A 20,895-nucleotide genomic window follows, 5' to 3' on the forward strand; every position below is an offset into this window, starting at 1 on the left:
TGACGGGAGACGTCGACGCAACGAGCCCGGGTGGTGCTGCCGTGGCAGCACCACCCGGGCTCGATCGAGTTACGGGTGTTCCGGTGTCGGGTCCGTCAGGACGCCATCACCAGGTCGCCCGAGTCGCCGAAGGTCAGGCGGCAGGTGTCGGCGCGGTACGTGGCGACGGAGACCGCGGCCGTGCGGCCCTCGGAGAGGTAGCGGGTCGTGACGACGAGGACCGGGGCGCCCGGGAGGCGGTCCAGCTCCTTGGCGTCGTCCGCGCGGGCCGAGCCGAGCTCCACGGAGCGGTCCTGGCCGTCGAGGGCGAGGCGCTGGAGTTCACGCAGGACGCTGCGGGCGCGGGCGGGGCCAGTCGGGGTGTCGATCGCGGTCAGCTCGGGGACCGAGCCGGACGGCACGTACAGCAGCTCGGCGGCGACGGGCTGGCCGTGGGTGACGCGCAGGCGGCGCACGATGTGGACCTGCTCGTCGGGGGCGAGTTCCAGGACCCGCGCGACGGCGGCAGGGGCCGTGTCTCGGGCGGAGTCCATGGACTGCCAGGTCTCCTCGGAGACGCCGGGCCAGACGTGCTGGGTCGTGGAGACGTCGACGCCCACGCGCGGCGGGGCGACGGTCGTGCCGACACCTCGGCGGCGCTGCAGGCGGCCCTCCAGCTCCAGCTGCTCCAGGGCCTGGCGGAGCGTGGCCCGGGCGACGCCGAAGCGCGCGGCCAGTTCCCGCTCGTTGGGCAGGATCTCACCGACCGCGAAGTCGGAGTCGAGCGCCTCGCCGATCACGGTCTTGAGGTGCCAGTACTTCGGCTCCGGCACCGATTCCAGCTGCGTGGTCCCCACCCTGATCCTCCGCAATTCGCCGTGTCCCGCGGCGGTTTTCCGCGCCCTTGTTTATTAAAGGTTCCTGCACTAACACTGCGACCATAAGGCGGCACACCCCCTTGGTCAAGACCAATCCTGGCCCGGATGCCCCCGAATGCGGCCCTCTGGCGTAGATCGTTCACAGGACGTTCGCACCGATGTGTGCCCTGCGCAGCAAAGTGCCCCGCCTCCGGTCGGAGGCGGGGCACTTTGCCGTATCGCTCAAGCGGAATCCGGTCGGTCGGGCGCGACGGCGTGGAGCTTGTCGGGGTTGCGCACGATGTACACGCACTGGATGCGTCCGTCGCGCACCTCGATCTGGAAGACGGAGTCCGGCTTCCCTTCGGCGAGGACGAGCAGTCCGGGCCCGCCGTTGACCTCCGTGAAGCGGAACTCGAAGGCCGACTCGGCGCCCTGGGAGACGGCGAGCAGGAAGCGGCCGACCTTGTCCGCGCTGTCGATGACCCGCAGCGGCGCCTTGGACTTGCCGCCGCTGTCGCCGACGAGCCGTACGTCCGGCGCGAGCAGGGCCAGGAGTCCGTCGAGGTCGCCGCCGGCCGCCGCCGCGAGGAACCGCTCGGTGAGGTCGCGGCGTTCGGCCGGGTCGACGTCGTAGCGGGGCCTGCCCTCGTCGACATGGCGGCGCGCGCGGCCCGCGAGCTGGCGGACGGCGGCCTCGGAGCGGTCGAGCGCGGTGGCGATCTCGCCGTAGGGGAAGCCGAAGGCCTCCCTGAGCACGAAGACCGCGCGCTCCAGCGGCGAGAGGGATTCGAGGACGACGAGGACGGCGAGGGAGACGGAGTCGGCGAGCATGGCCTGCTCGGCGGTGTCGGGGGCGGCCGGCCCGTAGTCGGTGAGGACGGGCTCGGGCAGCCAGGGTCCGACGTAGGACTCGCGGCGCGCCTGTACCTGGCGCAGCCGGTCGAGGGCGAGCCGGGTGGTGATCCGTACGAGATAGGCGCGGGGCGCGAGGACGTCGTCACGGTCGGCGGCGGACCAGCGAAGCCAGGCCTCCTGGACCACGTCCTCGGCGTCGGCGGCCCGGCCGAGCATGCGATAGGCCACGCCGTGGAGCATGGGCCGGTGTTCCTGGAAGACGTCGGTCAGCGTGTCGGTCACCACTCCCCCATCCCAGCCGACCGGGCCGCGCCCTGTCCAGTTCCGTCCGGGCCCTTGAACTCGTACCTACTGAGCGGTAATTCTTGCTGACAGGGTGTCTAAGTCAAGGAGCGCGCGTATGTCCGCACAGATCTCGTTCACGTTCGAGACCCCCGGGGGTCCGCGCACGTCCTCCGTGACGTACGAGCGCAGGGGCGCGGGCGAGCCGCTCCTGCTGCTGCACGGCATCGGCCACCACTGGCAGGCCTGGGAGCCGGTGCTCGACATCCTCGCCACCGAACGCGACGTCGTCGCCGTCGACCTGCCGGGCTTCGGGACCTCCCCCGCGCTGCCGGACGGCTGCGACTACGACCTCTCGACGGTCGTTCCGGTCCTCGGCGCCTTCTGCACGGCCCTCGGGATCGAACGGCCGCACGTGGCGGGCAACTCGCTGGGCGGGCTGCTCGCCCTGGCGCTCGGCCGGGAGAAGCTGGTGCGATCGGTCACCGCGCTCTCCCCGGCCGGTTTCTGGTCGGAGGGCGAGCGCCGGTACGCCTTCGGGACCCTGCGCGCGATGCGGGCGGCCGCGCTGTCGATGCCGGTGCCGCTGATCGAGCGGCTGTCCCGCAGCGCCGCAGGGCGGACGGCGCTGACGAGCACCATCTACGCGCGCCCCGGGCGCCGTTCACCCGAGGCGGTGGTCGCCGAGACGCTCGCGCTGCGGGAGGCCACCGGTTTCCGCGAGACCCTGGAGGCCGGCCGGACCGTGCTGTTCGGCGACGACGTCCCCGCCGTGCCCGTGACCGTCGCCTGGGGTACGCAGGACCGGCTGCTCCTTCGCCGCCAGGGCGTCCGGGCCAAGCGCGCCGTCCCCGGGGCCCGGCTCGTACGGCTGCCCGGCTGCGGGCACGTCCCCATGAGCGACGATCCGGCTCTCGTCGCGCGGGTGATCCTCGACGGCAGCCGCTGATGGGTTCCGGCGCGTGAAGAGGCCCGTCCCGAGGGCCGCGCCCGCACCGACGAGGAGGCTGCCGACGGCCTGCGGGAGGCCGAAGCCGCCGGTCGCGACCATCGCCGCGGTCAGGGCCGCGGCGACCGGGATCGCGCCGGTGAAGAGGGTGGCCCGCTCCATGCCGATCCGCTGGACGCCCATGTAGAAGAGCACGAACCCGACGACCGTGGCGAGGACGGCCTGCCACACCAGGGCGCCCGTCTCCACGGCCGTCGGGGTCCGCAGGAACGCCCCGCCGTCGACGACCGGTCCGAGCAGCGCCGACTCGACGGCGGCGATCCCGCAGACGGCCGCCGTCAGGAGCTTCGGCCCGAGCGGGCGCAGGACCGGGACGGCGAGAACGGTGAAGCCGACCTCACCCGCCAGTGCTCCTACGGAGTAGGAGAGGCCGGCCAGGTCGGTACGTCCCCACCCCTGGACGGTGAAGGCCCCGGCGGCGACGAGCAGCGCGCCGTAGAGCACCGGCCGGGAGGGCTTGCGTCCCTCCAGGAGCGGCACGAGCACGGCCACGACCACCGGGGCGCAGCCGACGAGGACGCCGGGGACGGCGGGTTCGGCGGTCCGTTCCGCGGCGAGGACCGCGAGGTTGAAGCCGACCATGCCGACGGCGGCGAGCACGGCCAGCCGGATCCAACCGCGGGCTCCCAGCACCCGCAGCGGCGCGAGCCCGCCGGCGCCGAGCAGGGGCAGCAGGAGCAGACACGCGGCGCCGTAGCGCAGGGCCTGGCCGCCCGCGTACGGATAGTCCCCCAGAAGGCTGTTGGCGGTGAAGGAGGCGCCCACGAGTGCGTAGGCGACGGTCACGAGGAGGGCTCCTCGCAGGGAGTTCGCGTTCATGCCCCCGACGCTAGGAAGCGGGCCGGTCCGGTTTAAGGACCACTCTCCCCACGTTTTCGGGGACCACTTCGCACGTTCCATGGGTCGGGGTGCCCCTTCGGGGCGTGGGGGCTGCCACCCCGACCAGAGCTTCAGGTTCACCTCGGCGGACGGCACGCGGTAGATCACCCTGTCCGTCGACACCGGTCCGACGATGAACGGCGAGGCGGCGACGGCCGCGAAGAAGGTACTCTCCACCGCGCTGTGCCGAGCCGAGTGACCAGGGAGGGAGCCCGCGCATGCACCCCACACCGGCCTGGGAGCTGCTGCTCCCGGCGGCCGCCGCACCGGCCAGGCGGCGCGGCCGGGCGCTTCAGGAGGCGCTGCGGGAGGCGGTCCGCACCGGGCGGCTGACGGCCGGGACCCGGCTGCCGTCGAGCCGTGAACTGGCCGCCGATCTCGGGGTCTCGCGCGGCCTGGTGACGGAGGCGTACGAGCAGCTGACCGCCGAGGGGTACCTGCGCAGCGACCGCGGTTCGGGCACGTGGGTCGGGGAGGCGGTACGGGCGGCCACGGACCGGACGGTACGGGACGCGGCGCCGCGCCCGCCGGGCGTCCAGGTGGACTTCCGCCCCGGCACTCCCGACCTCGCGCTCTTCCCGCGCGCGGCCTGGGCGTCGACCCAGCGGTCTGTGCTGTCCGCGATGCCCCACCGGACGCTCGGCTACCCGGATCCGCGCGGGCTTCCGGAGCTGCGGACGGCGCTCGCCGGGATGCTGGCACGGCGGCGCGGCGCGGTGGCCGATCCGGAACGCCTGGTGGTGTGTTCGGGGGTCGCCCAGGCGTCGACGCTGCTCGGCTTCGTGCTGCGGGCGCGGGGGATGCGGACCGTCGGGATCGAGGACCCCGGCAGCCCGGAGCACGGGCGGCTCTTCGCCTCCACCGGCCTCGACACGACGTGGCTGCCGGTGGACGAGGAAGGGCTGCTGCCCGGTCCGCTCGCGGCCTCGGGGGTACGGACGGTGGTGGCGACGCCCTCCCATCAGTTCCCGACCGGTATCGCGTACTCGGCGGCGCGCCGTGCCGCGCTGCTCGACTGGGCGCGGGCGGTGGACGGGTACGTCCTGGAGGACGACTACGACGGCGACTTCCGCTACGACCGGGCCCCGGTCGGCGCCCTCCAGGGCCTCGATCCCGAGCGGGTCGTCTACGCCGGGTCGGTGAGCAAGTCGCTGGCCCCCGGGTTGCGGCTCGGCTGGATGCTCGTACCGCGGGAGCTGCTCGCGGAGGTCGTGGAGCGCAAGCGGACGATGGACCTCGGGAATCCGTCCCTGGACCAGGCGCTGCTCGCCGAGTTCGTGACGCACGGTGCGTACGACCGGCAGCTGCGCCGCTGCCAGCGGGCGTACCGGGAGCGGCGGGACGCCCTGGTGGCGGCGCTCGCGGAGTCCTTCCCCGGCACCTCGGTGAGTGGCATCGCGGCGGGTCTGCACATCATCGCGCGCGTGCCGGAGCGTTACGGCCCCCCGGCGCGGTTCGTGGAACGCGCGGCGGGGGCGGGGGTGGCTCTGCGCCCGCTGGAGGAGTTCGGCACGGCCCGCCCGACGGACGGCGCGGTCCGCCTTGTCCTCGGCTACGCCCATCTGACGCCGTCCGAGATCGGGCGCGGAGTGCGCCTGGCGGCGGAGGCGTGCGGCGCGGCCTCCGGGTCCGGCTCCGGGTCCGGCTCAGCGCAGGGTGCGTCTGGCCCGAACGGGGGGTGACTCCGGGGTGTTCACCCCGGGTTCGTGTGCGCGCCGCTCCCGGCCGTTAGGCATGGGGCGGCACAACGCACCCACTCCGCACCCCACTTGGAGGCCCTTCGATGTCCAGCTCCGTCCCCGGCCGGTCCTCGGGCCCGTCCCCCGCCCGCCGCAGCGTGCTGCGCGGCTCGCTCGCCGCGTCGGCCGCGCTCACCCTCGGCGGCGTCGTCGGCTCCGCCGCCCCCGCGCTCGCGCTGTCGGGCCGGCCCCGGGCCGCCTGGGGCGTGCAGACGGGCGACGTCACGGCTTCGTCGGGTCTCGTGTGGGCCCGTTCGGACCGGCCGGCCCGGATGATCGTGGAGACCTCGGCGAGCGAATCGTTCCGCCGTACGCACCGCCACTACGGGCCGCTGCTCGGCCCCGGCAGCGACTTCACGGGGACGACGGCGCTGCGCGGCCTGCCGGCGGGCGAGCAGATCCACTACCGGGTCACGCTCGCGGACCCGGACGACCCGCGCCGTACGGGCGAAAGGGTCGTCGGCACGTTCCGTACCGCTCCGGCGCGGCGGAGGGACGGGGTGCGCTTCCTCTGGTCGGGCGACATCGCCGGGCAGGGCTGGGGCATCAACCCCGACATCGGCGGCTTCCGCGCCTTCGAGGAGATGCGCCGGCTGAACCCGGACTTCTTCCTCTGCAGCGGCGACACGATCTACGCGGACGGCCCGCTCCAGCCGAGCGTCACGCTGCCGGACGGCCGGGTCTGGCGGAACGTCACCACCCCGGAGAAGGCGAAGGTCGCCGAGACCCTGGACGAGTACCGCGGTCAGTTCCGGTACAACCTGCTCGACCACAACGTACGGGCGTTCAACGCGCAGGTCCCCTCGATCGTGCAGTGGGACGACCACGAGGTCCGCAACAACTGGTACCCCGGCCAGATCCTGGACGACGTCCGCTACACCGAGAAGAACGTGGACGTCCTCGCCGCGCGCGCCTCCCGCGCCTTCGCCGAGTACTTCCCCGTGTCGACCCTCCACGCGCGCGGTGACGGCGTCTCCACCGAGGGCCGGATGCACCGGGCGGTGCGCTACGGACCGCTGCTCGACGTCTTCGTCCTGGACATGCGCTCGTACCGGAACGCCAACTCCCCCGGTCGGCAGGCCGACGACACCGACGGCATCCTCGGCGCGGAGCAGCTGGCCTGGCTCAAGCGGGAGCTGAGCCGTTCGCGCGCGGTGTGGAAGGTGCTCGCGGCGGACATGCCGCTGGGTCTCGTCGTCCCCGACGGCGCGACGAACATCGAGGCGATCGCCCAGGGCGATCCGGGCGCGCCGCTCGGCCGGGAGCTGCAGATCGCGGAGCTGCTGCGGTTCATCAAGCACCGTCGGATCACGGGCACGCTGTGGCTGACCGCCGACGTGCACTACACCTCGGCGCAGCACTACGCGCCGGAGCGCGCCGCGTTCCAGGACTTCGCGCCGTTCTGGGAGTTCGTCTCCGGGCCGCTGGCCGCCGGTGGCTTCCCCGCGAACGCGCTCGACGCCACGTTCGGTCCCGAGCGGGTCTTCGTACGGGCGCCCCAGCGGGCGAACCTGTCGCCGATGGAGTCGCCGCAGTACTTCGGCGAGGTCGACATCGACGGCGGGAGCGGGGAGTTGACGGTCCGACTGCGCGCGGAGGGCGGAACGGTTCTGTTCAACAAGGTGCTCCAGCCGGGGCGGGTCGGCCAGTAGCAAGGCCTCGTGGAACCTCCGGGGTGGTCGGTAGCGAGGTCGCGCGGGTCCCTCCGGAGGTGGTCGGCGGCAAGGCTCGCGGTGCCTCCGGAGGTGGCCGGGGGCGATTGTCAGTGGTGGGTCCTAGCGTCCTTCCCATGACGCGATCCGTACAGGCGCTCGCCTACTCACGCCCGTCCGCCCTGCGCTCCTCCGGGGACGGGCGGCTCCTCGGTCTGGAGACCTCCGGGGGCCTGACGCCCTCCGGGGCCGAGGCCCATCCCCGGTTCTTCAGTGGGTTCCTGACCTCCCCGCAGATCGCCGCCCGGGGTCTCCTCGCGGTGGCGGACGTGGCGGCGGCCCGCTATTACCAGCGGATACGGCCGGGGTCGCTCGACCCGGTCGTGACGGGGAACGGCGATCGTCTGCGGTTCGAGTCGTTCTCCGGCTGCGGCGGGGTGTACGCCCGGCTCGACGTCCTCAGCGAGGGCCTCGACGGCGCCGAGACCGGCCACGGCACGACGAACGTCGACGTCAACAACCCGCTGCGCGAGGCCCTGTCCCGGATGACGGGGAGCGATCCGCTGCATCTGCGGGTCGGTCCTGAGGAGCTGGCCGTGACGACGCTCGCGGGCGCGGTCGTGGAGAAGAAGGTTCCGCTGCCGGACCGCTGGCTGCGCGGTTTCGCGGAGGCCCAGGTGGCCTCGGCCGGCTTCGATCTGCGGGCGGAGCTGACGGGGCCTGAGGCGGTCCGGTTCCTGCGCTCGCTGCCGCGCTCGCAGGGCGCGGGTCGGCGTGCGCCGCTCTGGGTGGTCCAGGCGGGGCGGACCCTGCGGCCGACGACCCGGCCCGTCGCGGGTGCGGTCTGCCTTCCGGGGCCGGATCGGCTCGTGGCCCTGGAGCGGGTGCTCCGCCACGCGACGGCGCTGCGGGTGTACGGGCCGGTGCCGGACGGTGCCGCCGCGGCGAGCGCCTGGGAGGTGACGCTGCCCGGGATGCGTCTGACGCTCACCCTCTCGCCCGACTCCGCGCGCGGGTTCTCCGGCGAGGGCGGGGTCCTGGAGGCCCTGGCGACGGAGGAGGCCGCGCAGGACGCCGAGCTGATCTCGGTGCTGCTCGCCTGGGAGCCGAAGATCGACCTGGCCGAGCTCGGCGAGCGGTCGGGCCTTCCGGTGGGCCGGGTGCGGGCGGCGCTGACCCGGCTCGGCACCGCCGGGCGGGTGGGGTACGACGTGGCCGACGCGGCCTACTTCCACCGGGAGCTGCCGTACGACGCGGACCGCGCGGAGCGGCACAATCCGCGGCTCGTGGCGGCGCGTGCCCTGGTCACGGAGGGGGCGGTGGCCCTCGACGGGGAGCTCGCGACGGTGGCCTCGGGCGAACGCCGCTACCAGGTGCGGGAGTCGGGCGGGGCGCTGAGCTGCACCTGCCAGTGGTGGGCGGACTACCGGGGTCGCCGGGGGCCGTGCAAGCACGCGCTCGCGGTGCGGATGGCCCGGCGCGGCGCGGTGGCCGCGCTCACGGACGGCGCCGGGGCGGGGAACGCGGACGGCGTCGCGGACGGGAACGCGAACGGCTCCGTGGTCGCCGGAGGTGCGCGATGAGCGATGTGACCGAGGAGATCCTGGTGAAGAGCCTGCTGGCCGCCGTGCGGGAGGGGAGGTTCGAGGCTGTGCCCGGGCTGCTGAAGGAGCTGGGGCACGGCGCGCGGAAGACGGCCCTCGCGGAGCTCAAGTCGCTGCGGACCGAGGTCCGCGGCTGGGGCTGGGAGCGCTGGGGCGAGCAGCTACCGATCCAGCGGGCGCTGCGGGTCGCGGGGGCGGGCTGCCACACGGGCGCGGCGGCCGCCGCCGCCTGGATCGGTGGCCGTGACTTCTCCGACTGGGGCCGGGCGACGACCTCGCAGGTCCTGGAGGTGCTGGTCGACCGGGACACCGCGTGGCTGGCCGACGTGGCGCAGCGGCTCGCCGAGCGGCCGACGGTCGCCGAGAACGAGTACGGACTCGTGCGTGGGCTTGTCGACCGCTCGGGCTGCGCCGCGCCGACGACGGACGGCTACCTCGTGGGGTGGACGGCCGCGATGACCGGGCGGCGGCTCGTGGAGGACCTGCGTGCCGACCCGCACACGCCGGTTCTGGTGCCCCGGATCCTGGACATGATCGAGACCCCGAACCAGTTGACCTGGGCCGTCGGTCCCGAAGCACCCACGCACTGGCCGACGGCGCTCGCGACGCTCACCGCGGAGGGCGTGCTCGACCGGGCGTCCCTCGTGGACGGCTGTGTGGCGCGGCTGCTGCGCGGAGGCCGCCCCCGGGACCTGCGGTTCCCACTGACGCTGCTCCAGCTCCTCGATCCGACGCCCGAGGAGCGGCGCGGCCGGACGGCGGACTGGATCGGGATGGCCGCCGACGCGCCGTCGCCGGTCGCCGCGTACGCGCAGGAGGTTCTGGCCGGACTCGCCGCCGAGGGCGAGCTGTCGACGCCTGAGCTGGCGGAGATGTCCGCCCAGGTGCTGTTCCGTACGGAGAAGAAGCTCGTGCGGGCACAACTGACGTTGCTCACGAGGGAGTTGCGAAAGGATTCGGGCGCGGCGGCCGAGCTGCTGCCGGTCGTCGCGGACGCGTTCGGTCACGAGGACACCGGGATCCAGGAGCGGGCGCTCAAGCTCGTCGGTCGGTACCTGCCGAAGGTGGACGGGCAGGTGCGGGAGGAACTGGCCGGTGCCGCCGCCGCGTTGAGCCCCGCGCACCGGCAGGCGGCCGAGGAGCTGTTCGGCGCCTCGGAGCTCGCGGAGGACCTTCCGTACGAGGAGACGCTGCCGCCCGTGCCGGAGCGGAGGCGGGTGGCGGGCCCGGCCGCCACGGTCGCGGAGCTGGTCGCGGATCTGGTGACGGTCTCCAAGGGCCGCTCCAAGGCTCCGTCGGAGGAGTTCGAACGTGTCCTCGACGGGCTCGTACGCCATGCGCATCTGCACCGCGAGGAGTTGACGGCCGCCCTGACCGAGGCGTTCGCGGACGCCTGGTGGGCGAGCGACGAAGGGTACGGACGGGACGCCTTCGCCCGCGGCACGTACGGCGTGGACGTGGTGACGGCGGCGGTGATGGGTCGGGTGCGGCAGTCCCGCCTCCAGAACGCCCGCGTGCGCGGCCACGCCCCCTCCCCCTGTGTCCACGGCGCCCTGGACTCGGTGCTGGACGCCCGTCTGTGGGAGACGGCGGCCCTCATCGGTACGGACAGGCTGCCGTTCCTGCTCGCCACCCCCACCTGGCACACGGGGGCGATCGAGCCGTCCGTGCTTGTGGAGCGGTTGCGCGCCTACCGGGACGCGGGCATCGACCCGGCCCCGACCGACTTCGCGCAGGCCCTGCTGCGGGTCCGTAAGAGCGACCCGTCGGCCGATGAGGCGGCGGCCGACGCCTCCGCCCTGGGCACCCGGGCCGGGGAGCGGCTGGCGGACTGGCTGACGGCGGACGCCTCCCTCGCCCCGGGTCTACGGATCCGCACCCGGGGCCAGGAGACGAAGGGCGGCACCGGCTCGCTCGCCGAGCGGATCGTCCTGAAGATCCGTGAGCGCCGGGCCGTACGGGACGAGTTCCCGCCCGCGTTCCGCTGGCTCGGCGGTACCGAAGTCCAGGCCGAGAACCGGTGCCATCGCTGGTTCGCAGAACGGGAGCACTGGGCGGCCGTCGTGCCGGACGACCGGGAGGCCCTGGCGGCCTGGCTGCTGCCCGTCCTCGTCGGCGGGGTGGAGTGGGACGAGCGCGGAGTCACCTGGGGTCTGACGGCGCTCGCCGAGGCGGACGGGCCGGTCGGCGGGGCGACCCACCTCGCGCTGGCCCTCGCGCTCGGCTGCCGGCACGCGGAGGACCGGCTGACCGCCGTGGACGCGCTGCTCGTCCTTGCCGCGCGGGGCGATCTGGATCTGGGCAAGCTGGGTGCTTCGCTGGCCGGTCTCGTCGAGGAGGGCACGGTCAAGCCCAACCGGCTCGCGGACGCGGCCCGTACGGCAGCGGCCACCGGGGCGTACGGCACGACCGGCGCCGTCCTCGCACCCCTGCTGCCCGCGTTGCTCGCCGCCGAGAAGCCGGTGCGCGGGCTCGGTGAGCTGCTCGCCGTCGCGGCGGACTGCGTGGAGCGGTCCGGGTCCTGCGGGGAGATACCGGGGCTCGACGCGGTGGCGGACCGGCGTGGTTCCTCGCAGCTCGTCGTCCAGGCCGGGCGGCTGAGGAGGGCGCTCCGGGCCGGTTCGGAAGGACACGCCCCGGAGGCCGGTCAGGACATGACACAACCGGCCGAAATCGACCAGTAAACCCCCAGATCAGCGCTTAACCCGTCAGTCACAAAGCGTTCGTGATCACGCAACACCGCTGGGTCACAGTGAGGTCATGACCGATGTGACATCCGCGAAGACCGCCCGCCGCCCCCACCACTGGCGGCGGGACCTGATCGAGCTCGCCGCCCTCTTCACGGCCGTGGTTGTGGCCGACACGATCGCCAAGACCGTCGTCCGCGGCGCCGAGGGCCCCTACATGCTCGTCTTCTCCGCGATCGCGCTGATCGCCACGGCCACCTTCCACACCTGGTGGGCCAGGCGCCACAGCCATGCTCCTCCCGCCGGTGATCCCGGCGGCAGCGGGTCCACCCCGCTGCCGCCGGCCACCGACACCCGCGCGGACGAGGGCGCGACCGGCAGCGCGTCGGGCGGCTCCGTCGAGACGTCCCTCTGGCGGATGCGGACCACGGTCCGCGACACCCCGGGCAGCCTCGCCGCGCTGTGCACGGCGCTCGCCCGCCACGGAGTCGACATCCTGACCCTGCAGACCCACCCGCTCGCCGAGGGCACCGTCGACGAGTTCCTGCTGCGCGCCCCCGCCGGCCTCCAGGCGAACGAGCTCACCCGGGAGATCGCCGCGGCCGGCGGCCGGAACACCTGGATCGAGCGCGCCGACGCCCACGATCTGGTGGACACCCCCACCCGCCTCCTCGGCCTCGCAACCCGGACCGCGCTCGACGCGGCCGAACTCCCGCTCGCCCTGCGCCAGCTCCTCGGCCGCTGCCGGATCCAGTCCCTGCCCGCCGTCTCCCTGAGCGGCCGCCCGACCGGCGAGACCGCCCCCGTCGAGGGCGTCCTGGAGGAGACGGTGATCCGTCTGCGCGACCCGCACGGCGGCGTGCTCACCATCGAGCGGCCCCATCTGCCGTTCACCCCGACCGAGTTCGCCCGAGCCCGGGCGCTCGTCGAGCTGGACGCCCGCCTCGGACCGCGCATCCCGCGCAGCCAGGACGTCCTCACCCTGCCCGAGGGCAACGAGATCACCGTCCGCCGCGCCGACCAGCGCGACCTCGTCGCCGCGCGCGCGATGCACGACCGCTGCTCCCCCCGGACGCTCGCCCTGCGTTACCACGGCCCGGTCGGTGACGCGGACCGCTACCTCGACCACCTCCTCAGCCCCCGCTTCGGCCGCACCCTCGCCGTACAGACGGCCTCCGGCCGACTGGTCGCTCTCGGCCATCTGCTCTGGGACGGCGACGAGACGGAGGTCGCCCTGATGGTCGAGGACGACTGGCAGCGCCGGGGCATCGGCGCCGAACTCCTCGGCCGGCTGGTCGCGATGGCCGTCGAGGCCGGCTGCGAGAGCGTCTACGCCGTGACGCAGTCGTCCAACACCGGCATGGTTGCCGCCATGCGGGCCCTCAACCTCCCGCTCGACTACCAGATCGAGGAGGGCACCCTCGTCATCACCGCCCGCCTCGCCGGCGTACCGGCACCCACGCGCCCCCGGCTGCCGCTGGGCGAACGCTGACGACAGGGGCAGGTGGCCGAATCCGTCGTACCCCACCCGGCCAACCTGCCCCTTCTCCGCCTCCCGGGCGACGGCGCCCGGGTCGCGCTCCGCCACCTCACCGTCGAGGTGGGCGTGCGGGTCCGGGCCCGCCGGGGAACCGCCGACGACGGGATCCGGCCAAACTCGGCCTGGGGCCGTTTGCTCGGCGGCAGGTCAGGACGTGCCCGTACCGGCGCGAACTGTTCGGCCCGTCCGTCGAGCGCATGCGCGAGGTGACCCGCGTAGACCTCCGGCGGACCTTCTCGCCGGAGGCCCGCGGGCTCTCGATCCGGGCGCTCATTTGTCAGCCTCATGAGATCGATTGAGGATGACGAGAGGACCGTGGAGGCACGAGGATGACCCCCATGCCAGAGACTTCCAGCAGCCCGCTGCCCCGCCAGGTCGCCGACAGCTACGTCGACGCACTCATCGAACTCGACCCGATCACCGGTACATACCTGGGAGTCGAAGCGAGCGCCGGCCTCCTCCCCGACTTCTCGCCGGCCGGTCAGGAGGCGGTGGCCGAACTCGCCCGCCGCACCCTCGCGCGGCTCGACGAGGCCGAGCGGCTCCCGGGCGCGGACACCGACGCCGAACGGCGCTGCGCCCGGCTGCTGCGGGAGCGGCTGACGGCCGAACTCGCCGTCCACGAGGCCGACGAGGGCCTCTGCGCGGTCAGCAACATGCGGTCCCCCGCGCACAGCGTGCGGATGGTGTTCACCGTGGCGCCGACCGAGACCGAGGAGGACTGGGAGGCCGTCGCCCGGCGGCTGCGCGGGGTGCCGGCGGCGCTCGACGGCTACCGCGACTCCCTCGCCCTCGGCCTGGAGCGCAAGCTCCTGGGCGGGCCCAGGGCGACCACCACCTTCATCGGTCAGCTGACGGAGTGGGCCGGCGGGGACGACGCCGAGGGCCGGGGCTGGTTCGAGGAGTTCGCGGCCACGGGGCCGGAGTCCCTCAGCCCCGAGCTGCGTACGGAGCTGGCCTCTGCGGCCCGGGGCGCCACCGGGGCGGTCGTCGCCCTGCGGGACTGGATGCGCGACGTGTACGCCCCCGCCGTCGCGGGCGCGCCCGACACGGTGGGCCGCGAACGGTACCGGCGCTGGTCGCGGTATTTCAACGGCACCGACCTGGACCTCGACCAGGCGTACGCGTACGGCTGGTCCGAGTACCACCGTCTCCTCGGCGAGATGCGCACCGAGGCGGACCGCATCCTGCCGGGCTCCGGCCCGTGGGAGGCGCTCGCCCACCTCGACGTCCACGGCACCCACATCGAAGGTGTCGAGGAGGTACGGGTCTGGCTGCAGGGCCTGATGGACGAGGCGATCGAGGCGCTGGACGGCACCCACTTCGAACTCGCCGAGCGGGTACGGAAGGTGGAGTCGCACATCGCCCCGCCGGGCGGCGCCGCCGCGCCGTACTACACCGGCCCCTCGGAGGACTTCTCCCGGCCGGGCCGCACCTGGCTGCCGGTCGACGGCCAGACCCGCTTCCCGGTGTACGACCTGGTGTCGACCTGGTACCACGAGGGCGTGCCGGGCCATCACCTGCAGATCGCCCAGTGGGTGCACGTCGCCGACCAGCTCTCCCGCTACCAGGCGACGATCGGCGGGGTCAGCGCCAACGCGGAGGGCTGGGCGCTCTACGCGGAGCGGCTCATGGACGAGCTGGGCTTCCTGCCCGACGCCGAGCGGCGCCTCGGCTACCTGGACGCGCAGATGATGCGGGCCTGCCGGGTGATCGTCGACATCGGCATGCACCTGCGCCTGGAGATCCCGGCGGACTCGCCGTTCCACCCGGGCGAGCAGTGGACCCCCGAGCTGGCGCAGGAGTTCTTCCAGCGGCACAGCAGCCGGCCGCCGGCCTTCGTCGAGAGCGAGATGACCCGCTACCTTTCGATGCCGGGGCAGGCGATCGGCTACAAGCTGGGCGAGCGGGCCTGGCTGCTCGGCCGCGAGAACGCGCGGGCCGCGCACGGTGACGCCTTCGACGCGAAGGCGTGGCACATGGCGGCGCTCTCGCAGGGCCCGCTGGGCCTCGACGACCTCGTGGAGGAGATCTCGCGGCTCTGACCAGGCGGGACATCCCGCCCGGCGCGCGTTCCGGACGGTGAGAAATCCCCGGGGATCGCTTGATCACCCGGGGATTCCCCTGCACCATCTCCGTCATGACCGTCATGACCGGATACACCCCGGACGCCACCGACTGGCGCATCCTCGACGCCCTGCAGAGCCAGGGCAGGGCCAGCTTCACCGAGCTGGCCCGCGCCGTCTCCATGTCCGCGTCCGCCGTGACCGAGCGGGTCCGCAGACTGGAGGAGGCCGGGGTGATCACGGGGTACGCGGCCGTCGTCGACCCGGATCGCCTCGGGCTGCCGATCCTCGCCTTCGTCCGGCTGCGCTACCCGAACGGCAACTACAAGCCGTTCCACGATCTGATCGCGTCCACCCCGGAGGTCCTGGAGGCGCACCACGTGACCGGCGACGACTGCTTCGTCCTGAAGGTGGCCGCCCGGTCCATGAAGCACCTGGAGGAGATCTCCGGCAAGGTGGGCACGCTGGGTTCGGTGACGACGAGCGTGGTGTACTCCTCGCCCCTCCCCCGGCGCGCGATCAGCCGCTGACCCGGGCTCCGTGGCGCAGGCCGGTCCACGCCCCGTCCCCGTCAGAAGCGGTCCGTGCCGAACACGCTCCGCGCGTCCGACACCAGCGTCCGGCGGGCCAGGTGGTGGTTCTCCTTCCGCGTCTCCCTGTCTTGGGCGGCCTCGTCCCACTGCTGCTGCGTCCTGCTCAGCAGGAGAGCCGCCTGCTCGCCGCCGAAGCCGGGAAGGCCGTCGAGAGCCTGCCCCGCGTCCACGTACTCCGGAGACGATTCCCGTTGTGCGAGGGGTACGCCCTCACCCGCCACCCACAGTCGCTCGACCGCCTCCCGCGCCCGGACCGCTGCCGCGTCCCCCTGCTTCGCCCGCCTGCGCAGCTCCTTCAGGGCGCGATGGGCGGGCCCGGACCGCTGAGCCGTCCAGTACATGCGTCCCACGGCCTTTCGGAGGTCGTCGATGGGAGCGAGAAGCGCCGCCGGCGCGGCCAGTTCGGCCTCGGCGTGGGCGAGCGTGAACGCGTGCCAGCGCCGCCGGACCTCCGGCACGGAGTCCGTGGTGTAGAGCTGGTCCGCGGCCTCCATGCATTCGCTGGCGGCTCGCAGGTATCCGGCCAGAAGTGACCAGCGCCTGTCGTACAGAGCTTGCTGGTGCGCGGCCTCCGCCGCTATCCGGGCGGCCTGCTGGGCGGCCTTGGCCTGGGCCTTGCCCCCCCGGGCCTGGACCCAACCACCGAGCACCGTGCCCAGGGCCGTGCCGGCCACGGCGACGGACCCGATCACGGCCGACGTGATGTTCGCGTCCATGGGACGCCCCCCTGATCCGAGTTGAGCGAAGCCGACGGCTCGGACGCCGGCACCTTCGCTGCCGAACGGCCGACCCCGTCCGCTCCTTGACGATCTCCGACCGGGCAGGGGGAAGCAAGGTCGAACTGCTGCCAACCGCCCGTGCCAGTCCCTATGCTGACAGTCCGTCGGAGCGGGAAGGTGCGCGATGAGTGCTCTGGTCACGATCAACATGGGGGACGGCACGGAGATCCGGGCCGAGGTCGTCGAGCTGACCGGTCCGGGCAGTGGCGGGGACGCGGGACTCCGCAGGGCGAGCGGCCGGGCGGCGGAGGCGGTGGCGCTCAAGCTGGACGAGGTCCGCACGTTGATCAGGGGGATGGGGACTTGGGCCGCCGACACCATCGCCGGTGGCGGGCCGGGACAACCTGACACCTTCGAGTTGGAGTTCGGCCTCAAGTTGGCCGTCAAGTCGGGGCACCTGGTGGGTGTGATCGCGGAGGCGGCGAGCGAGGCCTCTCTGACCGTGCGGATGAGCTGGGACACCGCCGCCAGGCGCGAGCGATCCGAGGTCGAGACGGCAACGCCCAGCACACCTTCCCCGGGCAGCCCTGCCTGACGACCCGTCATGGCTATCGCGCGGGATGCCGCGGTCTGGCTGAGTGACGCCGAGGGGTTCCTCGGCAGCGGATTCCTGGTGACACCCCGGCATGTGGTCACAGCGGCGCACGTGGTGACCGAATCCCGGAGGTCCCAGGGGTGGGTGACCGTTCACCACCTGGGTGAGCGGCTGGTGGTACGGGAAGGCGATATCGAGGTGTCCCCGGAGCACGACGGCTCCGGCGCCTCCTACCCCTTCCCCGACGTGGCTCTGCTCAGCCTGGCGCACCGCGACGGACGTCCGTACGCCGAACTGGCAACGACCGATCCGAATCCGGCGGAGCAGGTGCACGTTCTCGGATTCTCCACCTACGCACCGGACGAGGGCGTCCACCCCGACTCGCTCCTCCTGGAAGTGACCGGGCCGATCGGTCCGTACGTCCGAGTGCGCGGTGACGAGGTGAAGGACGGCATGAGCGGCAGCATGGTGATGCGTGCCGGTACGGCGGAAGTCTGCGGGGTACTCAAGGGGAGTCGTGACTACGACAGTCCGCGCGGGGGATGGGTCACCCCCGTGTCCGCGCTGCGCACCTGGCTGGCGGATCTCCTTCCGGAACCCCTTCCGCCGGCACCCCCGGCAGCTCGCTCCGAGAGCGGGGCGCTGCCCGACACGATGCGGATCGTCGCGGTGCTGCAGGGCCTTCCCGATACGGAGGATCCCGAGTTCCGGCGCCAGGTCCTGAGACTCATGGGTGAGGAGCTCGGCCTCACGACCGCCTTTCAAGTGGCGTACCGATCCCACCCCCGTGACCAGCTGCTGGAGATCGTTCAACGGTGCCGCAGTTACCGGAACCCACGACTGGCCTACAGGGCACTGGGAAACGCGGTCGCCTCACTGCGGCCCGACGAGGCCGCGGCTCATGAGCTCCGTGCCGATCTCGGGGCACTGTCATGAAGGGAGCGTGGCGGGAGCGGTTACGTCACCTCCTGGCGAGCCGGGACCGGGACACGGGCGGACCCGACCCGGCCCCGGAGACGCGGGACATCGCCGGTGCACGCCCTGAGCCACTACCGACGCCCGTGGCGCCAAGTCCGGTGGCACCACCAACTCCCGTGCCACCAACTCCCGTGGCACCAGCTCCAGTCGTCCGGCCCGAGGCGACGACCCCCTCGTACGGAAGCGCATGGCCGCGTGGTGGAGCTGTGCGGCTCGCCGAGGCATTGCTCGGATTCCCGGACTCCATCGACGCCGAGTTCCGGCACACCGTTCTGAAGGAGATGGGAGCCCAGCTCCATCACGACAAGAGACCTCTCGAGATCCGCCACGCCGCCACGGCCTCCGAGCATCTGCTGGAGCTGTCCCGTTTCTGCGAGCGTCATCGTGATCCGGAGGCGGCCCTCAAGGCGCTGTGGACCACCCTGAGATTCCTACGCCGTGACGAAGCCGCGCTGGTCGAACTGAGGAGATGCATCGACTGGCTGACCCGCAGGGGCAGGCTTCCGGAGCGGCAGTTGGCCAGACTCGAGGAACTCAGCGGCCGGATCGCCCCGTCCGTGCCGCGTGCCGTGATGGAGCAGGCCTTGCAGGCGGCCTGTGGCGCCGGCCGGCGGGCGCCCCTGCGAGGGAGGGAGTCCCTGCCGGAGGCCGTACGCCGGCTCGACCAGGCGCGGGGCAACGACGACGACGTGCCTCTGGTGCTGCTGTTCCTCGCCGAACTGGCTGCCCGCCTACCGGACCGGCTGCGCGGCGAGTTGCGTGAGGAGATCGGCGCCGCGTCGGGTCTGCTCGGGCTTCCGGACGAGGACAGACTCGCGCTGTCCGCCCGGACCATGCAACCGGCGCCCGGCGGCCGCATGATCCTCCAGGTGAGGGTGGAGGAGGTGTCCGCGCCCGCCGGCGGCGAGCAGTACGTCGTCGAGGCGCACCTCTACGAGCGCGACGACGTGGGTCTGCGCCTGCTCGCCAAGCGGGAGCGTCAGGATCGCCTCGGCGGGAGGGAACTGGTCGCGAGCGGCGCCGACCTTCTCGTCACCTGGAACGACCTCGTCGCCGCGGGCGATCAAGGCGACGACTTCCGGATCGAGTTCCTGCTGCCGTGGTCGCTCCTCGGACACCCGGCGGATCTGTGGGGGATCGACGCGGACGGCTACCGGGTCGGATTCCGGTGCCCGGTGGTGGTGCGGTCCCTGGACCGGTTGCGCGAGCCGTCGTGGCGTCGGCCGTGGCAGGACCGCTGGAAACTGCTGCACGACAAACCGCCCGAGGCGCAGCGGTCGACCCGCTGCGGGTGGCTGGCCATCGACGCCGCGGCCGACGCTCCCGAGCGGCTGGAGGGTCTGCGGGACCGGGGGCCCGTGCTGCGGCTGCGGGGCAAGGACGGTGACGTACGGCGTTGGCTCGACACCCATGCCGACGTCGCCTGCCTGGGTCTCGCCTTCGCCTACGAGCCGACCGACGCATGGGTCGCGCGTGGGGTCAAGGACGCCGTGCGTGAGGGGATTCCCGCCATCATCTGGCGCCGCGACGGAGGAGACCCCGGGCCGTTGATCTCCCGGCTCGGCGACCTCGCCGCCGAAGAACTGACCTCGCTGCCCGAGCTGTTGCGCCGTTGGCGGCGTTCGGCACAGGAGGACGACGACGCGGACATGCACAACCACCTGACCCTCTTGTGGGACGACCCGGACTGTGTCGACGTGAGTCCTGCCCGCCATTTCATCGCTCCGGTCTGGACCACGATCGAGCAGGAACAGGAGCAGTGATGGAAGAGATCGAGGAACCGGCGGCCGGCGCGCCACCGCACTGGTGGATCTACCGCTGCACCCCGGAACCGCACGACGGCATCGAGCGCCTGCCCGAGCCGCCGCCGTGGCGAGCGTTCGCGCGGCAGGCTCCCGACGACGTCCCACCGGCGTCGACGCCGGCGTCGGGCGAGGTGGGGCAGTCCGGCGCACGCCGCCTTGGGCGCAATCTGCGCGGCATGACGTACCAGGCGGATCCTGAGGAGATCAATCTGGTCAACATGGCTCTCCACCTGCGCCGTCCGCTGCTCGTCACGGGGCGGCCCGGGGTCGGCAAGTCGACCCTGGCGTACAGCATCGCTCACGAGCTGAAGCTGGGTCCGGTCCTGCGATGGCCCATCACCAGTCGTTCCACCCTGCTTGAGGGGCAGTACCACTACGACGCGATCGGGCGGCTCCAGGACGTGGGGCTCCACCGCGACAAGGTGCTTTCGGGCCACGACGGCCCCGGAGAACCGGTGGAGCCGCCGGACATCGGGCCCTATCTGCGGCTCGGCCCCCTCGGGACGGCGTTGCTCCCCTGGCGAAGGCCCCGCGTGCTGCTGGTCGACGAGATCGACAAGAGCGATCTCGACCTGCCGAACGACCTGCTGAACATCTTCGAGGAGGGTGAGTTCCTCGTTCCCGAGCTGGCGCGACTGGCCCAGGACAGTGCGACGGTGATGACGGCGGACCCGGGCCACTGGGCGGAGCTTCGGAACGGTCAGGTGAGCTGCACGGAGTTCCCCCTGGTCGTGCTCACCAGCAATGGTGAACGAGACTTCCCGCCGGCGTTCCTGCGGCGCTGTGTACGCCTGGAGATCGCGCCGCCCGACGCGAACAAACTCGCGCACATGGTGGCCGCGCACCTTCCCACCCGCGACGAGGGGGAGCTCGCCAAGCGGCGGCGTCTGATCGCCACGTTCCTGCGCAAACAGCAGGACGAGGCGGCGGACTTGGCGAACGACCAGTTGCTGAACGCCCTCCAGATGGCCTCGTCCTCCTTGTGGGAGGAAGAGGGCGGCCCGGAACTCATCGAGGACCGCCTGCTGCGTCCACTCAACGGGGACTGAGCCC

General features: G+C 72.9%; 15 protein-coding genes and 1 pseudogene. 12 read left to right on the forward strand and 4 right to left on the reverse strand.

Annotated features, from left to right (window positions below):
* Window positions 1-95 precede the first annotated feature (95 nt).
* Both ACGFYP_RS28060 and ACGFYP_RS28065 read right to left on the reverse strand, forming a co-directional pair.
* Window positions 96-836: a GntR family transcriptional regulator gene (locus ACGFYP_RS28060; protein ID WP_393499084.1), complete on the reverse strand. Its 741-nt coding sequence runs from the start codon at window positions 834-836 to the stop codon at window positions 96-98.
* A gap of 243 nt (window positions 837-1,079) precedes the next feature.
* Entirely contained in the window at window positions 1,080-1,979 is a 900-nt protein-coding gene (locus tag ACGFYP_RS28065) for an RNA polymerase sigma-70 factor (RefSeq protein WP_393499087.1), read from the reverse strand.
* 115 nt (window positions 1,980-2,094) lie between these two features.
* On the opposite strand from ACGFYP_RS28065, the gene ACGFYP_RS28070 reads away from it, so the two are divergent.
* On the forward strand, window positions 2,095-2,925 hold the full coding sequence (locus tag ACGFYP_RS28070; RefSeq protein ID WP_393499090.1) for an alpha/beta fold hydrolase: 831 nt from the start codon (window positions 2,095-2,097) through the stop codon (window positions 2,923-2,925).
* Between the two features lie 474 nt (window positions 2,926-3,399).
* Here ACGFYP_RS28070 and ACGFYP_RS28075 read toward each other — a convergent pair.
* Window positions 3,400-3,885, reverse strand: a pseudogene (locus ACGFYP_RS28075) (EamA family transporter); the annotation flags it as partial.
* Window positions 3,886-4,082: 197 nt separating this feature from the next.
* Here ACGFYP_RS28075 and ACGFYP_RS28080 point away from each other — a divergent pair.
* The 7 genes from ACGFYP_RS28080 (at window position 4,083) to ACGFYP_RS28110 (ending at window position 15,682) form a co-directional block, all read left to right on the forward strand.
* On the forward strand, window positions 4,083-5,546 hold the full coding sequence (locus ACGFYP_RS28080) for a PLP-dependent aminotransferase family protein (RefSeq protein WP_393499093.1): 1,464 nt from the start codon (window positions 4,083-4,085) through the stop codon (window positions 5,544-5,546).
* 101 nt (window positions 5,547-5,647) lie between these two features.
* Complete coding sequence (locus tag ACGFYP_RS28085) at window positions 5,648-7,255, forward strand: alkaline phosphatase D family protein (RefSeq protein WP_393499096.1); 1,608 nt, start codon at window positions 5,648-5,650, stop codon at window positions 7,253-7,255.
* A gap of 137 nt (window positions 7,256-7,392) precedes the next feature.
* Window positions 7,393-8,838 carry an SWIM zinc finger family protein gene (locus ACGFYP_RS28090; RefSeq protein WP_393499099.1) on the forward strand — a complete coding sequence of 482 codons (1,446 nt, stop codon included), beginning with the start codon at window positions 7,393-7,395 and terminating at the stop codon, window positions 8,836-8,838.
* Window positions 8,835-11,543, forward strand: a complete 2,709-nt coding sequence (locus ACGFYP_RS28095) for a DUF6493 family protein (protein WP_393499102.1) — start codon at window positions 8,835-8,837, stop codon at window positions 11,541-11,543. The genes ACGFYP_RS28090 and ACGFYP_RS28095 overlap by 4 nt, the downstream gene beginning before the upstream one ends.
* Window positions 11,544-11,619: 76 nt before the next feature.
* Window positions 11,620-13,038, forward strand: a complete 1,419-nt coding sequence (locus ACGFYP_RS28100) for a GNAT family N-acetyltransferase (protein WP_393499105.1) — start codon at window positions 11,620-11,622, stop codon at window positions 13,036-13,038.
* Window positions 13,039-13,424: 386 nt separating this feature from the next.
* Entirely contained in the window at window positions 13,425-15,131 is a 1,707-nt protein-coding gene (locus ACGFYP_RS28105; RefSeq protein WP_393499108.1) for a DUF885 domain-containing protein, read from the forward strand.
* Window positions 15,132-15,235: 104 nt separating this feature from the next.
* On the forward strand, window positions 15,236-15,682 hold the full coding sequence (locus tag ACGFYP_RS28110; protein ID WP_361957587.1) for an Lrp/AsnC family transcriptional regulator: 447 nt from the start codon (window positions 15,236-15,238) through the stop codon (window positions 15,680-15,682).
* A gap of 41 nt (window positions 15,683-15,723) precedes the next feature.
* Here ACGFYP_RS28110 and ACGFYP_RS28115 read toward each other — a convergent pair whose 3' ends face one another.
* Entirely contained in the window at window positions 15,724-16,461 is a 738-nt protein-coding gene (locus ACGFYP_RS28115; RefSeq protein WP_393499111.1) for a hypothetical protein, read from the reverse strand.
* A gap of 187 nt (window positions 16,462-16,648) precedes the next feature.
* Here ACGFYP_RS28115 and ACGFYP_RS28120 point away from each other — a divergent pair, with 187 nt between their 5' ends.
* The 4 genes from ACGFYP_RS28120 to ACGFYP_RS28135 all read left to right on the forward strand — a co-directional run bounded on the left by ACGFYP_RS28120 (window position 16,649) and on the right by ACGFYP_RS28135 (window position 20,891).
* On the forward strand, window positions 16,649-17,059 hold the full coding sequence (locus tag ACGFYP_RS28120) for a CU044_2847 family protein (protein ID WP_393499114.1): 411 nt from the start codon (window positions 16,649-16,651) through the stop codon (window positions 17,057-17,059).
* 9 nt (window positions 17,060-17,068) lie between these two features.
* Window positions 17,069-17,995, forward strand: coding sequence for a trypsin-like peptidase domain-containing protein (locus tag ACGFYP_RS28125; RefSeq protein ID WP_393499117.1), 927 nt, complete (start codon window positions 17,069-17,071; stop codon window positions 17,993-17,995).
* Window positions 17,996-18,243: 248 nt separating this feature from the next.
* The gene (locus tag ACGFYP_RS28130; RefSeq protein ID WP_393499119.1) at window positions 18,244-19,800 is read left to right on the forward strand and encodes a hypothetical protein; all 1,557 of its coding nucleotides are present in this window, start codon (window positions 18,244-18,246) and stop codon (window positions 19,798-19,800) included.
* Window positions 19,800-20,891, forward strand: a complete 1,092-nt coding sequence (locus tag ACGFYP_RS28135) for an AAA family ATPase (protein WP_393499121.1) — start codon at window positions 19,800-19,802, stop codon at window positions 20,889-20,891. The genes ACGFYP_RS28130 and ACGFYP_RS28135 overlap by 1 nt, the downstream gene beginning before the upstream one ends.
* The last annotated feature ends 4 nt before the right edge of the window (window positions 20,892-20,895 follow it).

The sequence above is a fragment of the Streptomyces sp. NPDC048370 genome (assembly GCF_043200825.1).
GTDB lineage: Bacteria > Actinomycetota > Actinomycetes > Streptomycetales > Streptomycetaceae > Streptomyces.